The organism is Nocardia sp. NBC_01730, assembly GCF_035920445.1.
Taxonomy (GTDB): Bacteria; Actinomycetota; Actinomycetes; order Mycobacteriales; family Mycobacteriaceae; genus Nocardia.
On record NZ_CP109162.1, the window covers coordinates 1,234,947 to 1,261,322 of the forward strand.

Sequence of the window (26,376 nt, forward strand, 5' to 3'; positions counted from 1 at the left end):
GAACCTGAACAAGGCGCGAACAACCTCGCCCGCCACACCGAACCCCGTATCGCCTCGGAGGAATTCGTACGCGCCGGGCTGGTCGGGATGGGGTTGTCTCACCTATTCGCCGCAGAGGAGGTGATCCGATGAGCTGGCCCGCCGATTTCGTTGTGCTGCAACCGGACGGCGCGGTCATCTACGGCTCACGTGACCGCGATCAGGGCTGGCGGGACGCTATACGCGCGCATGTGCCGGACCTGAGCACCCAGGGCATAGGCCGGGTGCGGGCCTGGTTCGCCGACGACTTCGCAAGCCTGGACCTGCGTCCGAACCCGCTCGCCGATCAGGTGCTCGCACACTTGGGCTATCGCCACCCGAGCGGCTGGTACGGCCCGGTCGCGGTGACCATGGAAGAGAACATGGCGGGCGACATCCCGCCGCTGTCTTCCGAAGTCCGCGAGACGGTGAACGGAGTGCTCGCCACGGCGAACAGTCCTGACAGCCGCACCGCAGACATCGTCGACACCGGTCTACCCGCCGACCTGGATGCGGCACTGGAAGCTGACATCGACAGTGCCTCGAAAGACTCCGTGCGACCGTCCATCCAACGCGACCGGCAACTGGCTGAGGCCGACTACGAGAGCGAGCGGTTGATCGCCGCGGCCGGTCTCGATGCGGACCTGCACGGAGGTGCGGAGCCAAGCGCCGACGCTGACTCGGCGAGCGACGGCGTCGCGCTGCCGGACATACCGGAGGTCGGGTTATGACCGATCGACGACCAGATCCATCGATGGCCGGCTCGCGGCCACCAACGGATCCGAGGCTCGCGGAAAGCGCAAAACCAATGAGACACCTCAGCTGCAAAACCGATGAGACAACCCCTGGTTCGCGCAGGTCGTGATGACCGCGGACGTAGGGAATGCCGAGAACCCACAGTGATGTGGCTTCTTCTTCCCATGATTTTTGTCGCCTTTCTCATCAATCAGTCGCCGATCTGTCGCTTCCGGCAACTCGGTGAGAATCCGGCTGGCCACCAGGCAGCTGCCCGATCACTCCAACCACTAGAAGGCGCAAAACCGATGCGACAACAAAGGCCCAAACACCCTGAGAACAACCACGATTCGCACGATCAAAAGCCCGGACCGTGGTTCGAGTGCCGCACCTGCCGGGGTGATGAGGGCCAGGTCGTCAACGGCCACCAGTGGGAGAACTGCGAAACCTGTGAAGGTCAGGGCGGCTGGCCTGAAGACATCTACGCCGACACCACATCGTGATGACCGACAGCGCAATCAATAGCCGGAGCCTACAGGTGATGACCGATGGACAAATCATCGAAAGTTGTTGCTGCGACAGCGATGTCAGTCGCTATCGCGTTGATCGCGCTGCTACTGGTGGTCCTCGGTGCAAATCCGACCTTGTCGTGTGCGACCCCGCTGTCGAACAGCGCTACAGGTATCAACGGTTCGACCGGCCAGAGTGTGGCAGGGCTCTCGGAGCGGCAATTGCAGCTGGCACGCAACGGTGTCGCCATCGGCAAGCAGCGCGGGATGCCGGAATCGGTGATCATCGCCGAACTCGCCGCTCAAGCAGCCGAGAGCAGTTTCCGGAATCTGGCCAACCCCGCAGTGCCCGAGTCGCTCCACTACGCCAACGACGGACTCGGACACGACTACGACTCGGTCGGTCCGCACCAGATCCGGTTCAGTATCCATGGATCCGTCGGTATCGCACGGTTGATGGACCCGGTCTACCAGATCAACTGGTTCTACGACCGTGCCGCGGAGTTGGGCCGCGACGCAGAACGAATGTCACCTGCCGAGCTTGCCCAAGCAATCGAACGCTCCGCGCCGAACGCCTATGGAGCACAACTGGAGCTGGCTCGCCAACTGTATGTGATGTTCGCCGACATCGACCCCGGCTCGGCACCCGCTGCGCCAGGAGAACCGGCCCTCGGGTGTGGGCCGACCGGCTCCGGCACACCGCTGCCCGCGGAGGCGAGTGCGTTCGGACGAGCGGTAATCGAGTACGCCGCCCGCTGGGTCGGCACCCCGTATGTGTGGGGTGGCGGCGACACCAACGGCCCGACCAACGGCGGCTTCGACTGCTCCGGGTTGACCCTCTACGCGATATACCACGCCTCCGGCGGGCGAATTCGATTGCCGCACTACACCCAAGCCCAACAAGACGACCCGTCCGCACAGGTCGTGCCGTTCGCGGACCGGGCACCAGGGGATCTGATCTTCTTCACCACACCCGGCGATACGGCTTCCCATCACGTCGGCATCTACTACGGCCGCGTTTTCTATGGTCTCGACGACGAAACCGGGACCGAGATGTTGCTGCACGCTCCGCAAACCGGGCAAACGGTCACCCTCACTGCGCTATCCGCCTGGAAGGGCGAACGCATGGACGTGCGCCGTTACAGCAACCCAACAGTTCCAAAAACGTCATCGCAACCTGGGCAAGGAGATGTCCGGCAGTGATCCTCGCGATCCGGCGCACGTGCGAAACCTACAACTACTACCCCAACCTCACCATCAGGAGGTAGAACATGAAAACCTCACCAACCCAGAGTGTTCCGCATTCTACTGTCACGCCGGAGCTGGTCGTAGGTGTCCGCGCGGCGGAGTTGCGCAAGTTCACCCGTGTCTGCCAGTTCGACCGGGTGGCTGTCGAGCACGGGTTCACCGATGTCCTCAGCTTCGAGCGGTACTTGACTGCATTGCTGGTCGCGGGGATCGACTACGAGGGTCGGCGGCAAGCCGAAGCAGCGCGCCGTTGCGTGCATCGACGGTTGGCAGCGGCGGCGGCCCGAGGCCCGCGGTTGATGCTGTGGTCGGCCGCCACGATGGACACCTTCACCATCTGCCGGGGCGAGGGCCAGATCGTCTGGCACGATCTGTTCCCTCGCGGAACCGCCATTGGCACCGGTGCGGCAGCGGCGGAAGCCTCAGCACAACAAGCGATTTGGCTGGCGGGTCAAGCTCGCATCCAATGGGGTGCTGACGTTGCGACTCTGCATCTGGTCCTGGCTCGCAGTCGTGGCGTGGACTCGGCGGTGCTGCATCGTGCCGCCCTCACCGCCGCGCTGGTACTGGATGTAGTGACCGATCCGGTGCATAACCCGGCTGCTGAACAATGCTGTCGCCGCGAGGCCGTCGATTGGTCGACCACCGACCTCGGCGGCCTGTTCGACGCACACCGGGAGTCGGCATGACCCGAGCGAAGTTGCTGGCCGGCGTCGTAGGTATGGCCGCGGTAGTCGCGGGAGGGTGTTCCGCGAACACCACGCTGCCGGTGTCCAGCAATGAACACCTTTGCCGTAAAGCAGGCTTCGCGTCGCCATTCAGCGACGTCGATGCTTGCACGGCCGACGCGACGCTGACGGCGGCGGTGCACGCCGTGTTCAGTTATCGGCCGGGGGAACAAGGAGACCAGCGGGCAGCCTTCCGGGCGGCGCGACCGTTGATGGACCCCCGATTCGCCGAACGCGCAGAGCCCGCAGCGTTGGTGTGGGCACCGGTGAGCGTGACGCAGTGGCAGCAGTGGCGAACCGACGCCGTCACGATCACCGCAGTCGCTCGCGTCACCAGCGACGACCACTCCGCCGACACCGCGACCAGCGCGAGCCGAGTCCTGGCCGTTGAACTCGCCTCCAGTGACCAATCAGCGATTGGGTTCTCCGTGTACGCCCACGCCACCCGCACCAGTGCTGGTGCGGCGTGGCTGCTGTCCGGATTGGAGGTGCTGTCGTGAGTGGCGATCCGGTCGAGGAATCCAGCCAAGCAATGCGCAACGGGTTCGTCCAAGCTTTGCAGACCGCCCACACCACGGCGGCGCTGATGCGTGGCCGTGGCGGTGAATCACGGTCGAAGTCCGAGTCCGACCAGCGGGTGCGTCTCGCAGATGCCAAGGATCGGCGCTCGTTCATCGAACACCGTCTGCGCGTGATCGACGCTGGGGATTCAGCGGGGCAAACACGACAACTCAACACCGCCAAGGTCGACGAAGTCCGCGCCCGGATCGAGCGGGGCGGGGAAGCCCACCAGATGGATCAGTGGCAGACATGGCGGCAGATTCAACGCGCTGATGCTGACCTGAACCGCCGAAACAAGGCAGGAAAAAGCGAGCGGAAGCAGAGCGCCGAGATCCACGACGCGAAGGTCGGCGCCTATACCAACCGGGAGGCTCGCGAGGCCAAGCTGCACGAACTCGACGTCGAGCTGAAACAGCTGATGATCAAGATCCGGCGGCGTGCAGCGGGTTTCGAAGAAACTTTGACCTCTCACGGCGAATCCGGCGAGGCGATGGCTTCTGCTGCCGCACATGCCGCGGCCAAGGGCGCGGAGGGGTTGTCCGAGCAGCACCGTCGTGCCGCGGAAGCCTTCGACGAGAGGTTCGCTGAAGACACCGGCACCGAACACACCGAGTTCATCGGCCCCCTAATCCCCACCCCCGGGGCCGAACGCGCAGACAGCGACATCATCGATGCCACCGTTGTGGAGGACTTCGACTTCGTCGAGCCGAATGCCCCAGCCATGCATCGTGATAGCGGTTCGGTGTCGATCGAGGATGTCACCGGCCTCACCGAGGAATTGAGTTTCGCGACACACCTCGCGCATGAGTTCAGTGATCTGTTCGAGGAGCCTGACTCCCACCCTCAAGAGGACGGGACAGTGATCGGGGAAGCCGTCGACGCTGCCGGACTCAACGGCGAATCCCTCACCGACACAGTCGAATTCGCTGTGGATGTCGAGCTGCCACCAATGCTGATGCTTCCGGCACCGGATGTAGGGCTCGAGCCATGACCCCCGGGATCACTCCGGCGATCCGGCGGGACCGGGGTCGTTGAGATGGACACCCCGACTCCGCTGCAGGCGCATCTGCTCAAAGCAGTGCAGAACCTCGCCTACGACAAACACCGCAACCTCGAGCATGCGCATCACGCCGGTCACGCCGACCCCACCGCTGAAGTGTTGCGGCAGATCCGCTACACCGACCGGTCCCGTGAACAGCTCGAAGGTGTCGCGCTCGCGGTCGGGGTGCCCAAGGCGTGGATCGACTACACCCGGGCATCGGGTGAACGAGGTACCCGCTGGCAACCGGGGCAGATATTGCTCGGGTCAGGACAGGTCGAGCGATCCGCCCTGACCGCAGCCCTGGGCCAGGATGTGCGCGGACTACAAGACACGGCAGGTGTCGCAGCCATCTACGCCCGCAGATTCGAGATCGACACCGACTCCGTGGGGAAATTCCGCCGGGTCATGGGAATGACATGGCAGCGGCTGGGGGCAATATCGCACGCGCTGACGCTGACCGAGGAAGAACGTCATCAGGTGTGGCGGCGCGGCGAGCACCACTGGTCCACCGCCGTGGCGGATCAGTTTCGTGAACACAGCGACCACCAGTTAACGGCACGGTGGAACGACGTCGCGAGCGCGGACTTCACCGCCGCCGCCATGCCCGTGATCGTGCTGCAGGCAGCCGGGATCACCCACGAAGACATCGCTGGACAGATGCCGATCTCCCCCGACCGCATGGTCGAACTCGCAGCCGCGGCCATCACCACACTCGACCAGCGTTCCACGGAACTGGCTGTCACCGACCCCGGCCGTGCGCCCGATGCCGCTGCGATCAACACCGCGATCGAGGCCGCCGGTTTGAGCGGCGACCCGCCGACTGCTCTCGGGCTTGCCGACACCGCGACCGACACAGCAACCGTCTCGGCGCCCGCCGAGGTCGACAACGACCACGAGCCATGACCCTTGCGCGGACCGCCCGTTGGCTCCGCAGCTCGGAAACGATTGAACACCAATCTCTTTCAAGAAAGAGGCACACGACATGAATAAACCGGTACCCGGGATGGAGGAGTTGCCCAGCTGGAAGCTACGGCTACTCGAACGCATCCAAAACACCTCAGCCGACCACGTACGGGTCCTGCTACAAGGCCACCCCACCTATGAGCCCCAGCACGGCAGCGGGGAAATCCCGATGCAGACCTGGCGAACGCACCTGCGTGCCCTCGCCGCCGATCAGCACGAGATCGAAATCCACGCCAGCGCCGTCGGCGTTCCGGCCGCAGCGATCACTGAGGCGCGGGAGAGGGGAGAGCGAGGGCTGCGATGGGGCGACAGCGTGCATTCCCCGCCCACGATGCGCCACGGGCAGGATCCCGTACGCGCCCACATGGTCGAAGGTGCCGCAGCCGATGTCTGGCAGCTCGAGCACATGGCCGCGATCAGCGTTGCCCATCGACTCCGCAGCATCGACGCACGCTTCCCGCCCGACCCGCAAGCGCACCAGCAGTTCGACCGGAACATGGCCGCGTTGTGGAGACGTGCGAACGACACCGGCCATGTCATCGGCCTGACCGGCGACGAGCATGCCGAGCTGTGGGGCCGCGATTGGCAGGGCTGGAAACAGCTGGTCGGGGCGACAGTGCACCGCTACAGCGACGCCGCCCTGCACGAGCGGTGGCGTGCCTACGCCTGGGGTGGCATCGAGCACGAAGCCCGCCGCGGTATCGACAATCTTGCCGCCGGGGCGGCGCTCGAAAGACCCGGCGCCGGGCCTCAGACGCTAGAGGAGCTCATTGGACGAGCTACCGAGGCCGTGATCAACGGTCACGACGGCACGGGCACCCAAATCAGCGCGGCAATCGGTGACGCCCTACCCCACGACGTCATCGGACCCTGGGTCAGCCAAGCCGACGGCGAACCCGTTCTCCGTCCTCCCGAGCCCGGCTCATCGGCCCAGTACGAGCTATGAGGCGAGGGCCACGATGACGACTCCCGAATCCGAATTCTCCTCGCCCCAGACGGTGGTCCAATGGCAATCTCAACTGCTGCTGCGGATCCGGCTGCTCGCCGCCGAACACACCCGCATCCTCGATGCCGGGTGGGATGGCTTCGAAGCCCTGACCATCGACGACGATCCGCGTACGGCGTGGCAAACGCATTTGGATGGACTGGATGCCCAGCGTGAGCAGGCCGAACAGACTGCGCTCACCGCGGGGATCGAACCGGCCTGGATCGAAGACGCCCGCGAGCTCGGCAGCCGAAGTTCGCGCCCGCGCGTTGAGGCCGGCGTCCGGCAGAATCCGGTTCGGGACAATGCCGCTCAGGACTTCTACGTCGACATGCTCTGTCTGGACCTGTGGCACCTGGAGCGGATGGCCGGTCTCTGCGCGGCTCGCACGGACCGCATCGCCACCGGACGGTGGAGCTTCGGCACCAATCCGAACGCGGCAGCGCAGTTCACACAAAACATGCAGCTCTACCACCAGCGAGTCACCGCTCTGGCACACGCCGCGCAGATCACCGCCACCGAAGCCGACCTGCTCTGGGGTCCCGGTGCTGAAGGCGACCGGCGACACCACGCCATCCATCTCGAAACCTACGACGAACTGACGCTGATCAACGAATGGAACTCCTACACGACGGCTCGCCGCGACCTCGCGGTCCCGCCCTACATTCCCACCGACCCCGATACCGGCACCCCCATCGCTGGCGCCGAGGTCACGCCACCGACCCCCCAACACATGATCGCCACCGCCACCACATCGCTGCGCGCGGAATTCGTCGACGCGGCAATCCACCACGACGGCGAACTCGATCGCGCCGCCGGTCCCACCAATATGGCCGACGCTATCGACGCCGCGCTGCCTGATGGCGAGCACAGCTGGGAAAGCGAACCCGACTATGTCGGTGACACCACCAACCTGCCTCGCCCGATCGACCCGGGCACCGACCCGTACTAGCCGAACATCGCGGAAGGAAAACCTGACCGACTACTGATCCACCAGAACCACCCGCAGCACACGCATCTTGTCGACGCACTGGTCACGGGTACTGACCAGGACGCCGAACCCGCACTGCCAGGGGACATCCGAACACCGCCGCACCGGCGATAACGGTTCGCGGCGCACGCCTTCCGCCACCGGAGGTCGACGATGTCCAGCACATCCGAACCAATTTTCGCGCACCACCGCCAACGAATCCGCAACTACAGCGACCACTGGGCGCAGCGATGAGCTGGCCCGACCAGCGGCACGGGCCCACCGATCCCGCCTACTACCACGACGTCGCCGATCCCACCGAAGCCGAGATCCGCGCGGATTTCACGCACTACTACAACTTGCGGCTGGTCACGCCGTGGGCCGAGACGCCTGAGCAAGCACAGGAATTCACCGCGCAGGCTGATGGGCTGGCCGCCCGGCACGGCCGCCACGAAGCGATCGAGCACCGCAGAGTCTGGGAGCAACTACAAGCAGCGGTCTCTGGATGGGAACAGCGCCCAGAAACCACCCGCGCGGCCTACAGCGGCATCGCACAAGCCAAAGCCGCAGGAGAAATCGGTGTCGACGCGGTGACTTGGCGCAACCTGCGCCAAGCCGCTGAAGTCACCGGCCACATCGAAACCCGCATCAGCGGCTCGGCCCAAGACGGTGCCCGCTGGCGCCCACCGCAGCGCTCCGCCGGAGCGGACGCCGAGCGCACCGACCTGCTGGACCGAGCCCTCGGTGGCCGCGGCCCGGAACTGACCAATCTGGCCGAGATCGACGCGATCATCGCCGAAACCGATCAGCTACTGGCAGCCGAGGAAGAACTCAGCGACCTCGACACCGGAGCTGACGCACGCACCGCCCGCCAGCGCTCTGCATTGAGGCAACTGCAGGACCGCACCGCCGAACACGCCCGCCTGGCCGATCGATGGGATGGCTCACCCGAACAGGACCAGGCCCACATCGCACACCTGGAATCCCTGCTCGAGGCGGCCCGCTCCGCCCGCGTCACTGCCGCTGATGCCGGTGTTCGGCCCGCCCATATCGAGGCCGTTTACCGAGCGGGACGCGACGGCACCTATTGGCACGAACAGTCATCGACCTCGAACGATCCGGGCGCACCGCCACTGAGTGGGCCCATTGGTGGCGCCGACATCGGTGAGGCGATCGACGCGGCACTGCCCGAAGCCGAACCCGGTGAGTGGAGCCCCATCAACGACTTCGAAACCAATACCGAGGTAGCGCCGCGCGAGGTCGACGCCGAGGTGTCGCTGTGAAAACCGTTGCTGCCCAACTTCTCACACTTGTTTGGAGAACCTGATCATGATCTCGACACGAGAGACCCGCCGCCGCACCAAACGCGGTCTCGGCGAAGAAACCACGCTCCTGCTCGTCTTTCTGGCGTTGCTCGGCTTCGCATTGGCGCTGTGGGCGGCATTGAGCTTGGGCAGCTGGTGGGCAGGACTGCCGGTCACGAGCCATCCGATCACCGCGCTGCTCGAGGTTGTCGCAGGCCAGCGCCGGTGGCCATGGCAGGCCAGCGTCCTAGCCGTCGCCTTCACCGCTGCGGGCGCCGCGTTGGTCATTGCCTGCTGGCGGGCGTTCATCGCTGGCAGTGAGATCGACGCGGCGGCGCGCACGATGCAACGGCCCGCAGCGATTCAATTGGCCCGTGCCTGCGACAACGCGATCGCCAACCAGCGGCTGCTGCGCGACGCGAGCCCGGAAATTCAGGCCCGCAAAGGCCCACCACTAGGCAAAACAGTCATCGGCGGTGTCGGGTTGTTCGTCCCCGCCGAGCTCGGAGTGACGATCGCAGCGGGCACACGTACCGGCAAGACCATGGCGTGGGCTATCCCGGCTGTGCTGGCGGCGTGGGGGCCGTGTCTGGCTACTAGCAATAAACCAGACCTCTACCGGCACACCGTCTACGGGCGCGAACAGCGCGGCCGAATCTGGATGTGCGACCTGCAATCGGTCACCGGGCGCATCGAGTGCGGGTTCTGGGTCAACCTACTCACTCAGGTCACAACCCTGCCCGCCGCCCGCAAGCTTGCTGGGTTCTTCGTCTCGGCCGCAGCAGGGTCGGCGTCACAAGCGGCGAACGCCAAGGTCGACTCCTATTTCGACGGTGGCGCACAAGAATTGCTGAGCCTGTATATGTTCGCCGCGGCGTGTGCGGGCGGGGACTTACAGCACGTAGCCGAGTGGCTGGGGCGAGACCAAGACCAGACCCCGGCATTGATTCTGCGCCACTACGGCCACCACCGTCCTGCCGAGCGAATAGTCGAATCCCAAGCCCTCTACGCCAGGCAGCGCGACGGTCTGTATGACATGGCCAGAAGATTTTTGAACGTTCTGGCCGACGAGGGTTACGCCACCATGGTCACCCCACCGCGGCGCCAGTTGCTAGCGGTGCGGGAGGAAACCGATAAGAAGACCAACAAAACCCGCGTCGTAGTCAACAAGACCGAACAAGACCCGACTCACCTTCTGCCCGAGTTCAAACCGGCCGAGTTCGTCACCTCGATGGACACGGTGTACGCGCTGTCAATGGCCGGTCCCGACGGAGCCACGCCGCTGACCTCGGCATTGGTCGGCCAGATTCTCGAAGCCGCTCTCGAGGCGGCGCGAGCGCGCCCCGATGGGCGCCTCGCGGTGCCGCTGTTGGGGGTGCTCGATGAGGCCGCCAACTGTGCCCGCATCTCGGAGTTGCCATCGTATTACACCTACGCCGGTGGCTGCGGGATCATCCTGATCACGATCTTGCAGGTCCTCGAGCAGGGCGAAGACCTTTGGGGCGCAAGCGGTCTCAAGACGATACGCGCCCAATCCATCGAGGTATACGGCGGTGGGATCGCTGCGGTCGACTACCTCGAACATTGGTCGGCGATGACCGGCCCGCACGATGTGGCCGACCGGTCTCGCAGCCACGGTGCCGGGGGAGTCAACCGCACCCTGACCTGGCGCGCGGAACCCATCCTCGACGTCTCTCTGCTTGCCAGCCTGCCCAAAGACCGTGCCTTGGTCCGACTCCCGAACCACGGGCCGGTCGTGGTGCGCAAACTCTGGTGGTCCGACACCGAATACGCACCCCTGATCCACCAATCGCTGGCCCGCTTCGAGAAAGCAGCCCACGCCCCGCAAATCACCGGTCCCATCGAAACCGCGGACGACGGTCAGCCCAGCGATGGTGACCCGTCATGAGCGCACCGACCGCGGCCGCAGCCAAGAAAGCGCCGATTCCACCGGTATTCCAGCATTTCACCGAGTTCACCGAAAAGTGGTTGCTGCCCACGATCAACATCCGACTGGCCGAGGCGAACCGAGAGAACACCTACACCTGGTGTAGCAAGTGGTGGGCCCACCGTGGCGTCGCGGTCCGAATCGCGCACCTACACAGCGCGTTCGAAGCGCAACGACGCGCACAAACCGGAAATGGCCTCAGCGCATTCCTGCTCACGCACGTCGACGCCCACTTCAAGGTCATCCTCGACGCCGCCAACGGTCCGCTGCACCGTTGCACCCGCACCACCCACCTCGCCACGCCGTCACTGCCGTTCGATCCCATCCCAGCGGGATGGGTGAGGTCCACGAATAGTGCGCCCAGTGCGACACCCGAGACCGAGACGACAGAGGAAGGAAAAAAACCACCACCGCCGAGGTACTCGCATTACATCGAGTTCGTCCACGATTGGCTCCTACCGGTCACCGCAGTGCGGATCGCGGGAAACTCCCGGGAAGGCCAATACAGCTGGTGTCGGCAGTGGTGGCGCCACCAAGCGGTCGCGGTCCGGTTCGCTGGGCTGCACCGGGTTTTCGAGGCAGCGCGCCGTGCCGAGGACAAGTCGGCGATGAGCGGTTTGTTCGTGCGTCACATCGACCCGCACATGCGCTACATCCTCGACGCCGCCAACGGACCCTTGCACCGCTGCACACTCGACCAGCACCTCGACATCCCCGGATTGCCGGCTGAACCGATCCCCGCTGCATGGTTCGGCGCCCCCGGTGCGAAAACACCGGTCGACCGCCTCGGGTTCGGCCCCGACTTCCGAGCCTTCAGCAATGGCACGGGGGCAGGGGAGGGGTTGTGATCACTCCGACGCGGCCCCAAATTCAGGTGCTGAGGTCTCTGCAGAACCAGTCGGTGACCGTCTCCACTCTGTTGGCCGAGGCAACGCGCCACCAGCAGCACAGCGGGCAACGCCCGCTGCCGACCTGGTACGAGGTCTTCCACAGCCGGGCAACTCTGCGTGAAGCGTTGACCAACGCCGCGGTGGCTGGCGGGGTACCCCGCGCGTGGGTCGATCACGTCCGCGAGCGCGGCGAACGAGCAGTGACCTGGAATCCCGACCTCTACCTGCGCACCCCCGAGCCGCGGGACTGGGAGCAGATCCTGACCGGCCTCGACACCGATGTGCAGCGGCTGCGCGAATGGACCGCCCTCTCAACGGCTTACGGAAAGTTCGGTGCGGCCACCCAGAGCGGCATCGGCAGCGATCTGGACCGCAACGTGCGTGCCTTGCGCGCCAGGACCGCAGGCGTGGCGAACCTGCTCGGCCTCACCAGCGATCAGGGACAGCAGCTTTGGGGCAGCGAACAAGACTGGGTAGACGCTGGGGTTTCGATGCTCGACTCGATCCCGGTCGAAGGCTCGGCGCAACGCTGGCGTCAGGTTGCCCGCACCGACATCGACGCCTACGCACTGCAAGCCACGGCGCTGGCAGAGGCCGGAATCACGATCGGCACCGCAGCCGCGCTGGTTTCTGCCGAAGCACTGGGTCCCGGAATCGGTGCGGCGCTCACAGCGCCGCAACCGCTGTTCCAGTCCGCCACCCCGACCGGCGACGAGATCGAAACCGCGATCGACGCAGCGAACCCGACCTTCAGAGCCGACGCCGAGATAGCGCTACCGACATTCAGCGACGCAGCGGACACCGATCCCTGGAGCGGCGACCTGGCACCGACTGACATCGCTGCCGAGCCACCGGTGTGGCAGGCAGCCGAGCTATGACCGACCCGAACTCGCCGCCGCGGATCCGCGATATCGCGCCCGAGCAGGCCACGCTCCTGCACCAGATCCACCACCTTGCTGCCCGCGTCGCTCGACTGCGTCAGGCCGTATCGGTAACCACCCCGGGCTCCGCGGCGAGCACCGGGTTGCTCGACGAGATCGGTGAGGTCGAACGCGCCCGCGAGCTGACCGAGATCGGTGCCCGCGCAAACGGTATGCCTGCGAGCTGGGTCAACCAAGCGCGCGCAGCTGGGCAATCCGGTCGCGCCTGGACCGAGGAACTTCTGCTCCCGGCAGCGCCTTCGCCGACAGGGCGTCGAAACACCAAACGCGTTGTCGAGGACACTCGCCAGCTCGCAGACATGGCCGCTGTCACCGTCGTTCGCCGGCGTCGCCTCGCCACTGACGGCATCACGACAGACCCGGAACCCGCTGCCGCCGAACAGTTTCGACGAAACATGGCAGCGCTGTGGACGCGCGTCTCGGCGACTGCCACCTCGGTCGGCATGGGCCGCCACCGGCGCGGGCGGGTATTCAACGCCGCCAGCGTCGAGATCGATCGACGCGTCGAGACCTACCGGCACTACAGCCTCGACGACCTCAACGCGGCCTGGCGCACCTACACCACCCCCACCATCGCCGCCAGCGTGCGGCGCTCACTGAAGAGCCTGCGCAGCGCAGAACGCGGCACCGACCCTCCCGCAGCCGATCCCGAAACTGAACAACCCCCCACGCCGAAAGCACTGATCGAACGAGCGCACCACACCCTCGATGCGATAGACGCCAACGGCTCCGACGCCGGAATCGACATCGACACAGCGATCAACGCCGCGATACCGGACACCGCGCACGACGGGGACCCCTGCGCCGAGGTCCACAGCGGTGAGCCCGCAGCCCTCGAAGCCCATCAGGATGCCGGACCCGATCCCTAACTGCCGGTAGCCGTTGTCCACCTCTCATAGAGCGCGAGGAGCCATGCATTCCACCAGCACCAGCACCAGTACCGGCACCGCCGTCGCCGCGCACTCGGCGATCACTACGACCGGCATGTTCGTGCCATGACCCGGCCGCCAGGCCGCAGGGACCCGCGTCGCCCGGGATCCCCCACACCCTTGTGCGACCGCAGTAGATCGCGACCCCGACCACGTCCATCACGTAACCCGAAAAGAGGAGATCGCACCATGACACTGCGCCTGGACCAGTTCACCCGCCCGGCGGCGACTCACAGCCACCAACTCGGCGACCACCGCATCACGTACCTACCCGACGGTGTAGCCCTGCTCGAACCGCGTGCCTGGCTCACGAAATCCTCAGACCAGACCTGGTCCGAGCACCCGTATTTGATCAACGCCGACGGATACCTGGTGGCCAGCGTCGGCGGCCTACTTGTCGAATTCGGCAATCGGGCCATGATCATCGACGTCGGTTTGGGGCCTCTGGCCCTGCCCACCCCATTCGGGTTGATGCGCGGCGGGCAATTGCTCGACAGCCTCGCCGCAGCAGGCAAACGCATGGTCGACATCGAACAGATCGCCATCACTCACCTGCACTTGGACCACATCGGCTGGCTGTGGCAATCCTCGCCCGGAACCACCATCGGCCCCTTCGCCGACGTGCCAGTCGTTATCGGACAGACCGAATGGCAGCACCGCGACCTCGCTGCCGGCGACGGCGCCAGCGCGGAGTTGCTCGATGTTTTCGCCGCTCAGGTCCGAACGGTCACCGATGGCGATGAGATCTTTCCTGGCATCTACGCCATGGCGACTCCCGGGCACAGCCTCGGCCAGCTCGCCTACGTCATCGGGTCGGGCGGCCATCGGCTGATCGTGTTCGGCGACGCCATGCAGTCACCAGTTCAGGTCACCCACCCGGAGCTCACTGCAGCCGTCGACGACGACCCGGCTCTATCGGCGAGGACCTGCCGACACCTGCTCGACGAACTCGCCGAGCCCTACACCCGAGGCTTCGGCATGCATTTCGCCGACGTCCAACTCGGTCGAGTCACCACCAACACCGACGGCGAACAGGTCTGGCAACCCGAATAGCAACCTTCCCAACGCTATTCGATTCAGTCCCGCCCTTAGCTCATCTGCTCGCCACATCCCACTGATTAGGAGACAGCTATGCCGCCCTTCCCGCGTTCCTTCGGGACCCCTGTGCAAGTACGGCCTGCCCATTGCCGCGCCGAGTTGGGTGAGTTCGCCCGATGGCATCATCTCGCCGGTGTGCCTAATGCACGTCGGGCCGGCCATAACCTCGTCCAGATCGGCGACGCCGGGATCCTCGCCACAGGGCTCTCACGCGGCTACGCACGGTCGGTGCACAACATCACCGGCGCAGCCCGCAACGTGCCAACGGTGCTGGCCGCGCGGACCATGGCGCTGGTCGCTGTCGCTGATGGCCACCCCATCGGAGGACTCTCGGCGGGCCCGTCGTTTCGAATATGCGCTCAGCTCGCGGTCTTCGGGCACACCGCGGTCATGCAGGCAGCATTCGCGACGATCAAAATCCATGCCCTAGCGGTGCTGCCCGGGTACACACGTCTCGGTGTCGGCTCCGCGCTGCTACGACACGCCCTCACCACTGCCCGCCATGCTGGGGCACAGATCGTGTACGGCCAATTCGCCAGCAGCTCAATGGGGCTGACTCAGTTTTACCGACACTGTGGCATGGACCTGGCCGATCCGGGCGCACCGTTGGCCCTACACGGCGTTATCGACTCACCCGCTGTTGTCGCGGCCGGGCCGGGAGAAACGGTGTTCCATCAGGTGGTGAACCAGTGAGCGCCGCAGCCGAGCGCCGCGACCGCCCGGCACGGGCCACCGTTGCGGGCGTTGACAGCTCTGATCTTCAGGTGGCGGTCGTCGGAGCCGGATTCGGTGGGATCGGGATGGGCGCTGCATTGCGCCGGGTAGGCATCACCCGCTTCGCCATCTACGAGAAAGCCGATGATGTCGGCGGGGTGTGGCGAGACAACACCTACCCGGACTGCCATTGCGATGTCCCCTCCCACGTGTATTCGTTCTCCTTCGCCCCCTACCGTGACCGGCGCATCCGCTACCCAGGCCAGCGCGAGATTCTGGATTACCTGCGCCGTGTCGTCAACGACCACGCCCTGGCACCGCACCTGCGGTTGGCCACCGCCGTCAGCGCTGCGGCTTACCTCGAAGACCAAGGGCGGTGGGAGCTGATCACCGCGACCGGTCAACGGGTGCTGGCCGATGTGGTGGTGTTCGCCGTGGGGCAACTGCACCGCCCGAACACCCTGGACCTCCCGGGCCGCAGCGACTTCGCGGGTGCGGTGTTCCACACCGCCGACTGGGACCATAACCAAGATCTGATCGGGCGTGAGGTGGCCGTGATCGGGACCGGGTCCAGCGCCGCCCAGATCCTGCCGACCCTGGCCGCGACCGCGCGGCGGGTGCGGGTCTTCCAACGCACACCACACTGGGTACTACCGAAACCATCCACCGATTTCGGGCCCGTCACCCAGACGGTGCTGAGGGTGCCTGGCGGGCACCGTCTCTATAGGCGCGTGCTGACCGTCGCCGCTGACGCGGTGCTGGCACCGATCATGCGCCGCGGCTGGTCAGCGCGTCCCGCCGAATGGATTGCGCGGCACCACCTGCGTCACCAAATTCCTGATCCGGCACTACGTGCCGTGCTCACCCCGGACTACCCGATCGGCGGTAAGCGCATCATCTTCGACAGCGACTACTACCCGGCGTTGAACCGAACCAACGTCGAACTCGTCACCGCAGCACTCACCGGATTCAGTCGAGACGGGCTCGTCACCGCCGACGGAACCCACCACCGCGCTGATGTCGTCATCTACGCCACGGGTTTCCGTGCCCCAGAGTTTCTTGTCCCGGTGACGGTGCGCGGTCGTGGGGGAATCCTGCTGCACGAGCAGTGGCGCCACGGTGCCACAGCGTTGCTGGGGATGGCGGTGCCGAACTTCCCGAATGCCTTCCTCATCGCCGGACCGAATTCGTTCAACCCAGCCGGCTCGAATCCTGCGATGAAGGAACACCAAATCGAAGCCATCATCAAGATTCTGCGCTGGCGCGACGAAATCGTTGCTCCCGCAATAGAAGTCAAACCCTCGGCGATGGAATCCTATCGGGTGTGGTTGGAGCGGGCCATTGCCACAACGGTGTGGCCGGGCGCAGTGGCGAGTTGGTACAAACATCCCAGCGGGGCGGTGACCAACCCGTGGCCCGCCAGCCGCCGCCGGTTCGCACGCATGACCCGCCAGCTCCCGGCGCGGGCATTCGAACCGGTCCGCGCTACGTCGGCGACCTCGGCCACACCGTCACCCGAGGCGCAGAGGTGGTCGGCATGAGCATCACCGAGGCGCAAGGGCGCGGCACAGCAGTGGTGATCGGAGGCGGGTACGCCGGGTTACTGGCGGCATGGGCGTTGCGCGACACAGCCGAGCGGGTCGTGATTATCGAACGCGACTTCTACCCTGCTCGTCCCGAAGCACGCCCGGGAGTGCCGCAAGCTCGTCACGCGCATCTGATGCTCGAAGCCGGACACCGGTTGCTCGAAGAGATGATGCCGGGCATCCGCACCGAATTGCTGGGTGCGGGTGCGGTTATGGTCGCGATGTCGGGTGATCTGCACTGGTTGACCTCGGCAGGATGGATGGCACCGCACAACAGTCAGCTGGCGATCCTGTCGTGCACGCGACCGGTACTGGACCATGTCGTGCGCGCCCGCATCAGCGCCGAGTCCTCGGTGCAATTCATTGAGGGGGCTGAGGTGATAGGTCTGCTCGGTACCGACACCACGGTCACCGGCGTCCAGATCCGCCAACGCGGCGGTGTCGGCAGCGTGCGTGAGATACGCGCGGAATTGGTAGTGGATGCGTGCGGGCGATCATCGAAACTCACCCGCTGGTTGAGCGAGCTGGGATGCGCACCGGTTCCCGAAGAACATGTGGATGGCGGGGTCGCCTACGCCAGCAGGCTTTTTCACCGTCCGCCGGATCGCAATCTCGGGTTCAGTGCGTTGTATCTGCAAACCCGGGCGCCGAACAAGCTGCGGATGGGTTCGCTGATGCCGGTCGAAAATGATCGATGGATCGTCAGCGTCGGCGGCATGAGAGGAGCGGAACCACCACCAGGCGAACATGGTTTCAATACCGTGCTGGCACAGTTGCGTGACCCCGCGCTGAGCGACGCGCTGAGCACCGCTCGCCCGGCAGGCCCGGTCTGGGGTCACCGCCCTGGTCCGAGTCGGCGAAGACATTTCGAGTGCGGCACAGCTGATGGGCTGGTCGTCGTCGGTGACGCCGCATGCTCGGTCAATCCCGTCTATGGCCAAGGCATGACCATCGCGGCACTGGGCGCGCACGCCCTGCGTGCGGCGGCGCTACGACATGGCGGGATCGGGCCTGCGACGGCGCGCGCCGCGCGCCGTGCGGTCACCGCGGCGTCGAAGACGGCGTGGTTGATGTCCGCCAGCGAAGATCGCCGCTTCCCCGCGACGATCGGCGGACCATCCGGGGTGCTGGTCGATATCCAGCACCGCTACCTGGATCAGGTACTGCGCGCCGCGACCACCAACCCCCGAGTCGCCGCCGCGTTCGGTGAGGTGATGTCGCTGGTCGCGCCACCGAACTCGCTGCTTCGACCGGGGCTGCTCGCCCCTGTACTTCTCGGGGTGGATAGAGGATGACGACGCACCAGCAACGACTTCCTGACCTGCCCCTGCTGACCGAGTTCCCGGTCACTCTCACGACGAAGATGCTGGCACCCAGCGACATTCACGCGACCGCCGCCCAACGCGACGCCTACCTGCGCTACACCCGCATGGGCGACCCCAACGCGGACGCACTGGTCGCGATGCTGCGGCGCTTCCCAGCCGGTCACGGCCGGGCGATGTTCGAGAACGCCGTCGAGAACGGCATCACCGCGGTCGAGGACCCACCGCGGGAACTGGTCGAATTCTTCGCCCACATCGACACCGTCCCGTACTGGGTCGATGTTGGCCAGCTCGACCACGCATGCCGGGTAATCGGACGAACCGGGCTGATCGGGTTCGCTTCGCTGTCCATGGTCGGGCTGATGGGCGGCTACCTCGCCTCCCGAGTAGTCAAAACACTGGTCAGAACCGGGGACCTCGAGCGGATGGCGCCCCGCCGGATCGCCGAGACCACCACGTGGTTCACCCAGGTAACCAGTCAAGGTGGATTGGACCGGTTCGCACCGGGATTCAAGGCAACGATTCGCGTGCGGCTCATGCACGCGATGGTCCGCGCGGGTATGACACGGCGAGAGGACTGGAACTTCACCGCATGGGACCACCCGATCAACCAATCCACCCTCGCTGGGACCACCATGCTGTTCGCGATAGCACACATGGCCGGATCCCAAGCTCTCGGAATACATTTCAGCCGCCACGACAAAGACGCGATCTACCATCTCTGGCGCTATACCGGATACCTGCTCGGCGTAGACCAAGAAATCCTACCGACCAACGACCGCGACTACTGGCGGATGCTGTGGCTGCAGACCCACCACGAATTCGGCCACCCAGACCAGGACTCGATCCGGTTGGCGCAGGCATTCCTTCGCGCCATCGGCCCCGCCGTGGCAGGCGACAGTACGAACATGGCGTCTCGTTTCGGGCGGAATGTGGTGAGCGGCATCGCGTGCGCCTACGCCCGCTCCGTACTCGGCAGGAGGAATGCCGACTTCCTCGAAATCCCTGACAGTGCAGCATTTCACGTGGTCGTGATCGTCTTCGCCGTGATCATCACAGCTCTGGAATACCCCCGTAGGCTCCTGCCCGGCGCGACCGGTTGGGCCGAGAAACACGGGCAACGCAGCAGGCTCCGCTTGATGAAACGAATGATGCTCAGCCAGTCAGGCCAGCTGAACTTTCACCGCCACGACCACCTCGGCGACTACGTCCAGCGAGCGGCAGCTGACACGGTTGCCTAAAAAGGCTCGCGGCACGACTTGAGCTCGATCCGTCGGATCAACAGCCCGATATCGAGATTGGAGAAGACATGAATGGTGAAATGGTGACAGTACGTGTGGTCGGTCTACGCCGAGAGTGCTGGAAATACGGTTCGGAACCACGTGTGTGGTGGGACCGTGCTGTCTCGCCAGCGGTGACGAAGACATCCTGACCGGAGATCCAGCTGGACCCTACCCGGTCCCATGCTCACCCTGGCAGGCGACAGTGGGCAAGGTTTCTGGATCCGTCGCCTGGGCGACGTGTGAGGCTGTGGGTTCGATCTCAGGCACCGGTGCTTCGCTGACACAATCCCCATCGTCTTCAAGGGAACCGAATCGTTCGCCGCAACGTCCAACTCTGTAGTCGCCCGCATAGGACGAGACGCATTCCGGTGAAAACCCTACCGACACAGGAGGAAACATGTCCCCCGTGCAAGCTGATCAACGTGACACGGCCCGGCAGCCTCAGCCTCCTCGACCGCGTTACGTCAGGGGTGCTGAAACTTCGCGGCTCGGCCGCGAGGTGATGCAGGGTGGATGACTCGACACGGCGAGTATTCGACGCACGTGCGGAAATTGCCCACCTGGTTCCGTCGCCCTGGAACCGGGACAGGTTCCTGGCTGCGCTGAGAGCCTGGCGCGGTCGTCCGATTCAGCTGATGCCGGTGGAATCCAGTGCGCTCACTGATGTGTGGCTTCCCGGGCGCGGTGCGCCCTGCGGCTTGTGGCTCGACACCGAGACAGCGGATGTGATCGCGTACGCCGCGGGCACCACAAGTTTCCATGTTGATCAGATCCTGTGGCACGAGGTTGGGCATATGGTGCTCAACCACAACGCGGGCGCCGGAGACCTGGCCGGCTTGCAGGTGCTGTTGCCGCATATCGATCCGGCTACGATCCGGCGGGTGCTGGGGCGAAGCGAGTTCGCCGACGGCCAGGAAGACGAGGCGGAGGTCTTCGCCGATCTGATGCTGTCGAGCACGTCGCGGTGGCGAGCGAGCCCGCCGATGACGTCGCTGTGGGGGGAGCAGTGACCTCGTCGGCACCGGCGCTGATCGCGTGGGCGATTCTCGGGTTCAGCTTGGCGGCTTTGGTGTTTCGGCTGCTGTGGTTGTCGGTCGGTGCGCGGCCCAGTGAACGGCTGGTCACCTATGCACTGCTGTTCGGCACGGCGTCGGGGCTGCTGCGTGAGCGTGCGGTGCAGGATTGGCTCGCGCAGATGGGTGTGTTCAGTGTCGGGTTCGTTCGGCAGTTGTCGACGGCGGTCATGGTGGTCACGGTCGCGCCGTTGTTACTGCTGGCGGCATCGTGGTCGGATCGTTGGCCGGCACACGCTGCCCGCACGATCCGTCTGGTGTGGGTCAGCGTCTATGTGTCGGCGGCGCTGATGCTGATTGCCGGAACCCCCGCGCGTGCGCGGGGTCAGTACATCGACCGGACCGAGGGCTGGCAGACCTCGGTGTACTTCGCGACTTTCTCCGCTTGGTGTGGTGTGACCGGAATTCTGATGGTGACGACCAGTACCAAGGAGTTGCGGGCTGGTGATCTGCGGCCACTGCATCGGGTGACCTACCTGATGATCGTGATCGTCGGTGTCTGGGCGCTGGAAGAGGCTGTATCGATTTTCGTCTCGTCGGTGTGTGCGGCGACCGGCACTGGCCGCGCTTTCACCGAATTCCGGTTCCGGGCAAACGAAAACAACTACATCTACATGCTTGGCGGCGGTGCCCTGGTCGCCACGGCGGGGGTGGTGACCGAGTTCATGCGGCGGCTGCGGATCGATCCGGCTTCGCAGGCCGTCCGGCACCTGACCCCGATGTGGGAGGAGCTGGTGCAAGCGTGCCCGGAAATCCCGCGTCCGATGCGGCAAGACGTCGAGATGAGCCCGCGGCGGCGCGTGCACCGGATGACCGTTGAGATCAGGGATTCACTTTTGGTGCTCGGCCGCTACGCCGACCCGGTCGCCGACGACATCGATGGACCGGCTGGAGAAGCGATTCAGATCGTGCGTGCGTTGCACCGCAAGCAGTCCGGTGCGACGGTCGGGCAGTATCGCCGACTGCAGCACGCAGCTCCAGGCCGTGACATTGTCGACGAAACCCGTGCCCTGCGCAGAATCGCTGATCGCTGGGATGATGCGCAGAATCACGCGCACGCTACCTCACTACTGGATGGAGACATAGCGAGATGACAACGACCACACCGGCTTCGGGGCAGATTAGATCCCGTGATCGGGTGCTTCCGCATCCGCCGTACCGGATCCCGTTCCTCGGCGATGTGTGGGATCTGCACGTCACGGATTCGAGCCAGTGGGGCATGCGTGGCGCGCAGCGTTACGGCGACATCTACGAGCGGAACATCTTCGGTACACGGGTGACCTATGTGTGCGATCCGGAGCTGCTGCGCGAGATCAACGATGACACGCACTGGGCGAAATTTCTCGGCGTCCCGATCGGCACATTGCGCTCGGTGGCTCGCGACGGGCTGTTCACCGCGTTCAACAGTGAACCGAACTGGGCCAAGGCGCACGCGATCTTGGCGCCCTCGTTCACCGCGACAGCGATGCGCAGCTACCACGCCACCATGCAGGCCTGCACGAATGAGCTGATCGAGCACTGGTCAGGCCGCGGCGATAGGTGGCTCGACATCCCCCACGACATGAACAAGGTTGCGCTCGAGGTCATCGGGCGCTGCGGCTTTGGGTATTCGTTCGATTCGTTCGATCGCACCGATCCACATCCGATTGTTGCCGCAATGCTGCGAATCCTCACCTACGTCAACCGCTCCGCCTACAGCCATCCGTTGCTGGAGCGGACGCTGCACCGGGAACAGCGGATTCGGCATCGGGCTGACATCGACTACGTCAACCGAGAGGTCGACTCGGTGATCGAGCAACGGCAGCGAGATGGAGCCGGCGAACACGGCGACCTGCTGGACCGGATGCTCACCGTGACCGACCCGGAGACTGAACAGCGACTGGACCCAGAGAATATCCGCTACCAGATTCTCACTTTCATGGCCGCAGGCCATGAGACCTCGGCTGGGGTGATGGCCTTCGCCCTGCACTATTTGTCGATTCATCCGGAGATCGCCGACCGCGCACGCAAGGAGATCGACGAGATCTGGACCGGTGACGAGCTGGCGTTCGAGCAGGTCGCCAAGCTGCGCTACGTGCGCCGCATCGTCGATGAGACTCTGAGGTTGTGGCCCACCGCCCCAGGCTATTTCCGCAAGGCCCGCCGGGACACATTACTGGGCGGCAAGTACCCGTTCCAGCGCGGCGAGTGGGCGTTCATCGTGCTGCTGCAGCTGCACCGCCATCAACTGTGGGGCGATGACCCGGAGCGCTTCGACCCTGACCGGTTCCTACCCGAACGGGTGCGTGCCCGCCATCCCGAGTTGTACCGGCCGTTCGGGGTAGGGATGCGTGCCTGCATCGGCCGCCAGTTCGCGATTCACGAGATCGTGCTCGTGCTGGCCACGATCCTGCGCAACGTCGACTTGACCCCCGACCCGGCCTATCGGCTGAAGATCAAGGAGACAATTACTCTCAAGCCGGATCAGCTGCGGCTGAAGGTAGCTCGGCGCAACTAGGTTCGACTTGATGCTCTCGACGTGTGCGCAACGACTCAGTCAGTGCTCGTCGGTCGAAGGTGGCTGGGCGACCGCGCAGGCGGACCCGGCGTACTCCCGCCTCACGCAGGGCTCGCAGCAGATCCAGCTGGACATACGCGTCGACCACGCGAGGTGTATCCCCGGCTTCAACCAAGAACCACGGTTCCTGGTTGAAGTGCCGGGCCACTGCGGTGAGCAACTCCGTTGACGGCCTGGGGGCACTACCGCCGCGCAGCGCGGTCAGTTCGTCGGCTGATACCTCGATACCTCGATCACGCAGCGCTGCGGCAACGAACTCCCCGGTGGGTTCGCCTTCGTCGGGGCTGTGCAGTGCACAGAACAGCACATCGACACGTTCCGCCAACGACAGGTTCATGCGTCCGCCTCCGCCACACGGGTCTCGAACCGCTGCATCATCGACTTGTCGAGGTCGACATGTAAGCCTGCCAGCCACCGTCGGTACAACGCTTCCTCCTCGTCATCACGCTGGTCAACCACACGATCCAGAAACGGGCCCAGAACCGCCACCAGCGGGCCCAACGCACCACCCTGGCGGCGGTTCGCCTCGAGCAGTTGGGTGACGTATCGGGCGTACAACGGCTGGATCGCAGCGTCGAGTCGCTCAGCCGCTGCCCGCATTGCCGGGGCACCGGATTCGGCTAGATCCCCGATCTCATGCGCGACGGTAATCAGCTGAGTAACGACCGCACCCTCGACATACACCCCGCGCGGACCGACGACGATGCCTGCTCTGCCCGCCACCGGCCTGGGCTTGCCGCTGCTGTAGTAGACGTCCTCCGCCGATCCGGGCTCCCAATCCAGCCCGACGTTGAGCTTCCGCAACGTCCTCGGCTTCACATTCCGAGCCTCGGCACGCTCGATAGCAAGCAGAGTCGGCTCGGTCGGACCCCCGCGTAGGTACACCTGCCTCCGCGATCGAGGCGGTTGGAACTCCGCCATGCGCGCGAGCACCGCATCGGCCAATCGCCTCGCACATGCGTCATCCATCGAGCCACCTCCCGAGGTATGACCGTACACAGACATCCGCGCCATCGTAATACGAAAATTATGCGCAGACGAGCCCAGAGCGTCCGGGGCTTCAGATCTGAGTGTCACGATGTATCTCAAGCTCAGTGGTCTGCAAGCTCGGGATTACCAGGTTGACCTTCGATCCAATTTGCGTATTATTTTCGTATGTTAGTAAACGGGTGCCCGCCCAGCGCCGGCGCTGCTGGAGGTGCGTCGACGGGAGCCTTACTGGCGAGAAGGCCGGATTGGACGAGACCACAGAGCGAAGAACAACCCCCCGGGCCGTCCCGGTCAAGCAACCGCCGCCGCGGCGCCCGGCACCGACGGAGCAGCCACCTCGAAGGTGCGGCTGGTTCCCGTCCCCAATAGCGGCGAAATGCGTCAGATACAACAGATTTCGGTGCCTTGACCGGTCAGATCAGGGAATTCTGCACGGCTGGCGACCTCAGTTTGACGCGCCTAGCCACGCGTTGGTATTGCGCACGATCGCAGGATCCGATTGGGGGAACTGATCGTCGTATCGGCATCTACCTATTACGGAAGCCACCAGAGAAAGGGGGGGAGCCCGCTTGAACCGGAATCCCACAAACCGTCCGTCTGACCACTTCAGACGCGGACCGGCAGTCCGCATTCCGAAGCTCTCCAGCGCCTGCCGCTCGATCCGAGAAGACCTGGGCCTGTCCCGGGCCGAGGCCCGGGACCGCACCGGGCTCAGCGACGGCTACTTATTCGAGATCGAACGAGGCAAGCACGTACCCAGCCTCGAGGCGCTGGAAAAGCTGATCGCCGGCTACCGCCTCAACCTGATGCAGGCACGCCATCTCCGCGACCTACGCGCACCCGCCGAAGATCTTCTCCCGACCGCCAAGCTGCGAGAGTGCCTAATTGCGAACGACGTACTGATGTCTCACCTTCAAGAGCTCGAGAAACGGGGAGTGTTCGGAGCCTACATAGACCCGGTGTGGAACATGCTGGCCTGCAACGACTCCTGCCGAGCCGCTATGCCCGGCTTGGAAGAAAACGCCGAGTCCATCCCCGCCTGGCTATTCAGCCCAACCGCCAAGACCATCGTCATCGAATGGGAGCGAGAAGCCGCACACGCCGCGGCCGCCCTGAAAGCGATCTTCGGCCGTTACCGCCACTCGGAGCAAGTCCGAGACCTCGCGCGGCGCCTGCGCCCCAACCACGACGCCAACCGGCTGTGGAGTCCGAGCACCAACGTCGCCTACGGACGCGACGCTGGCGATCCGCTGCACTGGCGGCACCCCTCCACTGGCCAGCCGAACTCGTACATCATGACTGCCTCGGAGGTGAACCAGACCCAGAACGTTCTTCTCGTCACCGCATTGCGCAGGCCCTACTGCGGACCCAATATCGCCTAGTCACTCCGAAATTCGTTGCGACACGCCGAACCGCCTTCCGCACGGTGACGAGAGATTGTCACGCCGGGATCTGTGGGAGCGTGCGACGTGAAAGTCGCACGCGTTGAGTGGATCACATCGATTGGAGGTTCGATCGGAAGGTTGAGGATGTGATCTCGGGCCAGTGTCCGAGAGCCCGTTCCCGCCTCGACAGGCGTTGCGAGTGATCGCGGGGTCTGAAGCTCGGGGTTCACGCCCAAGGGCACCCGCTCCATCCGGGCGTTACAGGTTAGGGAAATGGTCGAAAGGGTGAATGAGAATGAACCTCTGTTGATGCCTCGTCACAGATGGCCCCGGAGATGGGATGTGTTGCCGGGGTGCAGGACTGGCCGCTGGGAAGCGGCAGGTGGCGGCTGTAGCGCTCCTGGCAGCCGCGTGGACACCACCGTCCCGGGGTAGAGGAGGCACCCGACCCGGCCGCATCTCACGCGTGCGGAACACGGAAACCCTGTCGGGGTCCAGTGACCACTGGTAAGCCGACCGCGAGGAAGGCCCAATTCCCCGGCAGGAACAGGAGGTCCACGAAGCGAACGCCGGCAGCCGAAAGGCAACAGGAAACCG

General features: G+C 64.9%; 25 protein-coding genes. 23 read left to right on the forward strand and 2 right to left on the reverse strand.

The genetic code is table 11. The features are described from left to right. The first annotated feature begins 128 nt into the window (after positions 1 to 128). From OHB12_RS04710 to OHB12_RS04815, 22 genes are all read left to right on the forward strand, one after another. Positions 129 to 749, forward strand: a complete 621-nt coding sequence (locus OHB12_RS04710) for a hypothetical protein (RefSeq protein WP_327116490.1) — start codon at positions 129 to 131, stop codon at positions 747 to 749. Positions 750 to 917: 168 nt separating this feature from the next. Next, the gene (locus OHB12_RS04715) at positions 918 to 1,256 is read left to right on the forward strand and encodes a hypothetical protein (RefSeq protein WP_327116492.1); all 339 of its coding nucleotides are present in this window, start codon (positions 918 to 920) and stop codon (positions 1,254 to 1,256) included. Between the two features lie 81 nt (positions 1,257 to 1,337). Beyond that, positions 1,338 to 2,465, forward strand: a complete 1,128-nt coding sequence (locus OHB12_RS04720) for a C40 family peptidase (protein ID WP_327116494.1) — start codon at positions 1,338 to 1,340, stop codon at positions 2,463 to 2,465. A gap of 68 nt (positions 2,466 to 2,533) precedes the next feature. Further along, positions 2,534 to 3,199, forward strand: a complete 666-nt coding sequence (locus OHB12_RS04725; RefSeq protein WP_327116496.1) for a hypothetical protein — start codon at positions 2,534 to 2,536, stop codon at positions 3,197 to 3,199. Next, positions 3,196 to 3,738: a hypothetical protein gene (locus tag OHB12_RS04730; protein ID WP_327116498.1), complete on the forward strand. Its 543-nt coding sequence runs from the start codon at positions 3,196 to 3,198 to the stop codon at positions 3,736 to 3,738. The genes OHB12_RS04725 and OHB12_RS04730 overlap by 4 nt, the downstream gene beginning before the upstream one ends. Then, the gene (locus tag OHB12_RS04735; RefSeq protein ID WP_327116500.1) at positions 3,735 to 4,790 is read left to right on the forward strand and encodes a hypothetical protein; all 1,056 of its coding nucleotides are present in this window, start codon (positions 3,735 to 3,737) and stop codon (positions 4,788 to 4,790) included. Before OHB12_RS04730 ends, OHB12_RS04735 begins: the two co-directional genes overlap by 4 nt. 45 nt (positions 4,791 to 4,835) lie before the next feature. Continuing rightward, entirely contained in the window at positions 4,836 to 5,744 is a 909-nt protein-coding gene (locus OHB12_RS04740; RefSeq protein ID WP_327116502.1) for a hypothetical protein, read from the forward strand. A 79-nt stretch (positions 5,745 to 5,823) separates the two neighbouring features. Then, positions 5,824 to 6,750, forward strand: coding sequence for a hypothetical protein (locus OHB12_RS04745; RefSeq protein WP_327116504.1), 927 nt, complete (start codon positions 5,824 to 5,826; stop codon positions 6,748 to 6,750). A gap of 13 nt (positions 6,751 to 6,763) precedes the next feature. Next, a complete protein-coding gene (locus OHB12_RS04750; RefSeq protein ID WP_327116506.1) occupies positions 6,764 to 7,741 on the forward strand; it encodes a hypothetical protein in 978 nt (325 codons plus the stop codon). A gap of 269 nt (positions 7,742 to 8,010) precedes the next feature. After that, a complete protein-coding gene (locus OHB12_RS04755) occupies positions 8,011 to 9,042 on the forward strand; it encodes a hypothetical protein (protein ID WP_327116508.1) in 1,032 nt (343 codons plus the stop codon). A 46-nt stretch (positions 9,043 to 9,088) separates the two neighbouring features. Beyond that, complete coding sequence (locus OHB12_RS04760; RefSeq protein ID WP_327116510.1) at positions 9,089 to 10,972, forward strand: type IV secretory system conjugative DNA transfer family protein; 1,884 nt, start codon at positions 9,089 to 9,091, stop codon at positions 10,970 to 10,972. Continuing rightward, a complete protein-coding gene (locus tag OHB12_RS04765; protein ID WP_327116512.1) occupies positions 10,969 to 11,859 on the forward strand; it encodes a DUF4913 domain-containing protein in 891 nt (296 codons plus the stop codon). Before OHB12_RS04760 ends, OHB12_RS04765 begins: the two co-directional genes overlap by 4 nt. Positions 11,860 to 11,912: 53 nt before the next feature. Beyond that, on the forward strand, positions 11,913 to 12,779 hold the full coding sequence (locus OHB12_RS04770; protein ID WP_327116514.1) for a hypothetical protein: 867 nt from the start codon (positions 11,913 to 11,915) through the stop codon (positions 12,777 to 12,779). Then, on the forward strand, positions 12,776 to 13,711 hold the full coding sequence (locus OHB12_RS04775) for a hypothetical protein (protein WP_327116517.1): 936 nt from the start codon (positions 12,776 to 12,778) through the stop codon (positions 13,709 to 13,711). The genes OHB12_RS04770 and OHB12_RS04775 overlap by 4 nt, the downstream gene beginning before the upstream one ends. 249 nt (positions 13,712 to 13,960) lie before the next feature. After that, on the forward strand, positions 13,961 to 14,824 hold the full coding sequence (locus tag OHB12_RS04780) for an MBL fold metallo-hydrolase (protein ID WP_327116519.1): 864 nt from the start codon (positions 13,961 to 13,963) through the stop codon (positions 14,822 to 14,824). Positions 14,825 to 14,902: 78 nt separating this feature from the next. Then, entirely contained in the window at positions 14,903 to 15,562 is a 660-nt protein-coding gene (locus OHB12_RS04785) for a GNAT family N-acetyltransferase (protein WP_327116521.1), read from the forward strand. Beyond that, positions 15,559 to 17,124 (forward strand): flavin-containing monooxygenase, encoded by a 1,566-nt coding sequence (locus OHB12_RS04790; RefSeq protein ID WP_327116523.1) that lies wholly within the window; start codon positions 15,559 to 15,561, stop codon positions 17,122 to 17,124. The genes OHB12_RS04785 and OHB12_RS04790 overlap by 4 nt, the downstream gene beginning before the upstream one ends. Beyond that, complete coding sequence (locus OHB12_RS04795) at positions 17,121 to 18,464, forward strand: NAD(P)/FAD-dependent oxidoreductase (protein ID WP_327116524.1); 1,344 nt, start codon at positions 17,121 to 17,123, stop codon at positions 18,462 to 18,464. Before OHB12_RS04790 ends, OHB12_RS04795 begins: the two co-directional genes overlap by 4 nt. Further along, positions 18,461 to 19,732 (forward strand): oxygenase MpaB family protein, encoded by a 1,272-nt coding sequence (locus OHB12_RS04800; RefSeq protein WP_327116525.1) that lies wholly within the window; start codon positions 18,461 to 18,463, stop codon positions 19,730 to 19,732. Before OHB12_RS04795 ends, OHB12_RS04800 begins: the two co-directional genes overlap by 4 nt. A gap of 551 nt (positions 19,733 to 20,283) precedes the next feature. Beyond that, on the forward strand, positions 20,284 to 20,784 hold the full coding sequence (locus OHB12_RS04805) for a hypothetical protein (protein WP_327116526.1): 501 nt from the start codon (positions 20,284 to 20,286) through the stop codon (positions 20,782 to 20,784). Next, the gene (locus OHB12_RS04810; protein ID WP_327116527.1) at positions 20,781 to 21,941 is read left to right on the forward strand and encodes an MAB_1171c family putative transporter; all 1,161 of its coding nucleotides are present in this window, start codon (positions 20,781 to 20,783) and stop codon (positions 21,939 to 21,941) included. The genes OHB12_RS04805 and OHB12_RS04810 overlap by 4 nt, the downstream gene beginning before the upstream one ends. Further along, positions 21,938 to 23,344, forward strand: coding sequence for a cytochrome P450 (locus OHB12_RS04815; RefSeq protein ID WP_327116528.1), 1,407 nt, complete (start codon positions 21,938 to 21,940; stop codon positions 23,342 to 23,344). The genes OHB12_RS04810 and OHB12_RS04815 overlap by 4 nt, the downstream gene beginning before the upstream one ends. Here OHB12_RS04815 and OHB12_RS04820 read toward each other — a convergent pair. Further along, on the reverse strand, positions 23,301 to 23,741 hold the full coding sequence (locus OHB12_RS04820) for a hypothetical protein (RefSeq protein ID WP_327116529.1): 441 nt from the start codon (positions 23,739 to 23,741) through the stop codon (positions 23,301 to 23,303). The genes OHB12_RS04815 and OHB12_RS04820 overlap by 44 nt on opposite strands. Beyond that, positions 23,738 to 24,223, reverse strand: a complete 486-nt coding sequence (locus tag OHB12_RS04825) for a hypothetical protein (RefSeq protein ID WP_327116530.1) — start codon at positions 24,221 to 24,223, stop codon at positions 23,738 to 23,740. The genes OHB12_RS04820 and OHB12_RS04825 overlap by 4 nt, the downstream gene beginning before the upstream one ends. A gap of 740 nt (positions 24,224 to 24,963) precedes the next feature. Here OHB12_RS04825 and OHB12_RS04830 point away from each other — a divergent pair. After that, entirely contained in the window at positions 24,964 to 25,776 is an 813-nt protein-coding gene (locus OHB12_RS04830; protein ID WP_327116531.1) for a helix-turn-helix domain-containing protein, read from the forward strand. Positions 25,777 to 26,376: the final 600 nt, after the last annotated feature.

What these genes read in the sequence shown, in the direction of transcription:
- OHB12_RS04800 (WP_327116525.1), top strand. Translation starts at nt 18,461, where the DNA reads ATGACGACGCACCAGCAACGACTTCCTGACCTGCCCCTGCTGACCGAG.
- OHB12_RS04740 (WP_327116502.1), top strand. Translation starts at nt 4,836, where the DNA reads ATGGACACCCCGACTCCGCTGCAGGCGCATCTGCTCAAAGCAGTGCAG.
- OHB12_RS04745 (WP_327116504.1), top strand. Translation starts at nt 5,824, where the DNA reads ATGAATAAACCGGTACCCGGGATGGAGGAGTTGCCCAGCTGGAAGCTA.
- OHB12_RS04775 (WP_327116517.1), top strand. Translation starts at nt 12,776, where the DNA reads ATGACCGACCCGAACTCGCCGCCGCGGATCCGCGATATCGCGCCCGAG.
- OHB12_RS04765 (WP_327116512.1), top strand. Translation starts at nt 10,969, where the DNA reads ATGAGCGCACCGACCGCGGCCGCAGCCAAGAAAGCGCCGATTCCACCG.
- OHB12_RS04755 (WP_327116508.1), top strand. Translation starts at nt 8,011, where the DNA reads ATGAGCTGGCCCGACCAGCGGCACGGGCCCACCGATCCCGCCTACTAC.
- OHB12_RS04720 (WP_327116494.1), top strand. Translation starts at nt 1,338, where the DNA reads ATGTCAGTCGCTATCGCGTTGATCGCGCTGCTACTGGTGGTCCTCGGT.
- OHB12_RS04760 (WP_327116510.1), top strand. Translation starts at nt 9,089, where the DNA reads ATGATCTCGACACGAGAGACCCGCCGCCGCACCAAACGCGGTCTCGGC.
- OHB12_RS04820 (WP_327116529.1), bottom strand. Translation starts at nt 23,741, where the DNA reads ATGAACCTGTCGTTGGCGGAACGTGTCGATGTGCTGTTCTGTGCACTG.
- OHB12_RS04780 (WP_327116519.1), top strand. Translation starts at nt 13,961, where the DNA reads ATGACACTGCGCCTGGACCAGTTCACCCGCCCGGCGGCGACTCACAGC.
- OHB12_RS04795 (WP_327116524.1), top strand. Translation starts at nt 17,121, where the DNA reads ATGAGCATCACCGAGGCGCAAGGGCGCGGCACAGCAGTGGTGATCGGA.
- OHB12_RS04750 (WP_327116506.1), top strand. Translation starts at nt 6,764, where the DNA reads ATGACGACTCCCGAATCCGAATTCTCCTCGCCCCAGACGGTGGTCCAA.
- OHB12_RS04710 (WP_327116490.1), top strand. Translation starts at nt 129, where the DNA reads ATGAGCTGGCCCGCCGATTTCGTTGTGCTGCAACCGGACGGCGCGGTC.
- OHB12_RS04815 (WP_327116528.1), top strand. Translation starts at nt 21,938, where the DNA reads ATGACAACGACCACACCGGCTTCGGGGCAGATTAGATCCCGTGATCGG.
- OHB12_RS04730 (WP_327116498.1), top strand. Translation starts at nt 3,196, where the DNA reads ATGACCCGAGCGAAGTTGCTGGCCGGCGTCGTAGGTATGGCCGCGGTA.
- OHB12_RS04785 (WP_327116521.1), top strand. Translation starts at nt 14,903, where the DNA reads ATGCCGCCCTTCCCGCGTTCCTTCGGGACCCCTGTGCAAGTACGGCCT.
- OHB12_RS04725 (WP_327116496.1), top strand. Translation starts at nt 2,534, where the DNA reads ATGAAAACCTCACCAACCCAGAGTGTTCCGCATTCTACTGTCACGCCG.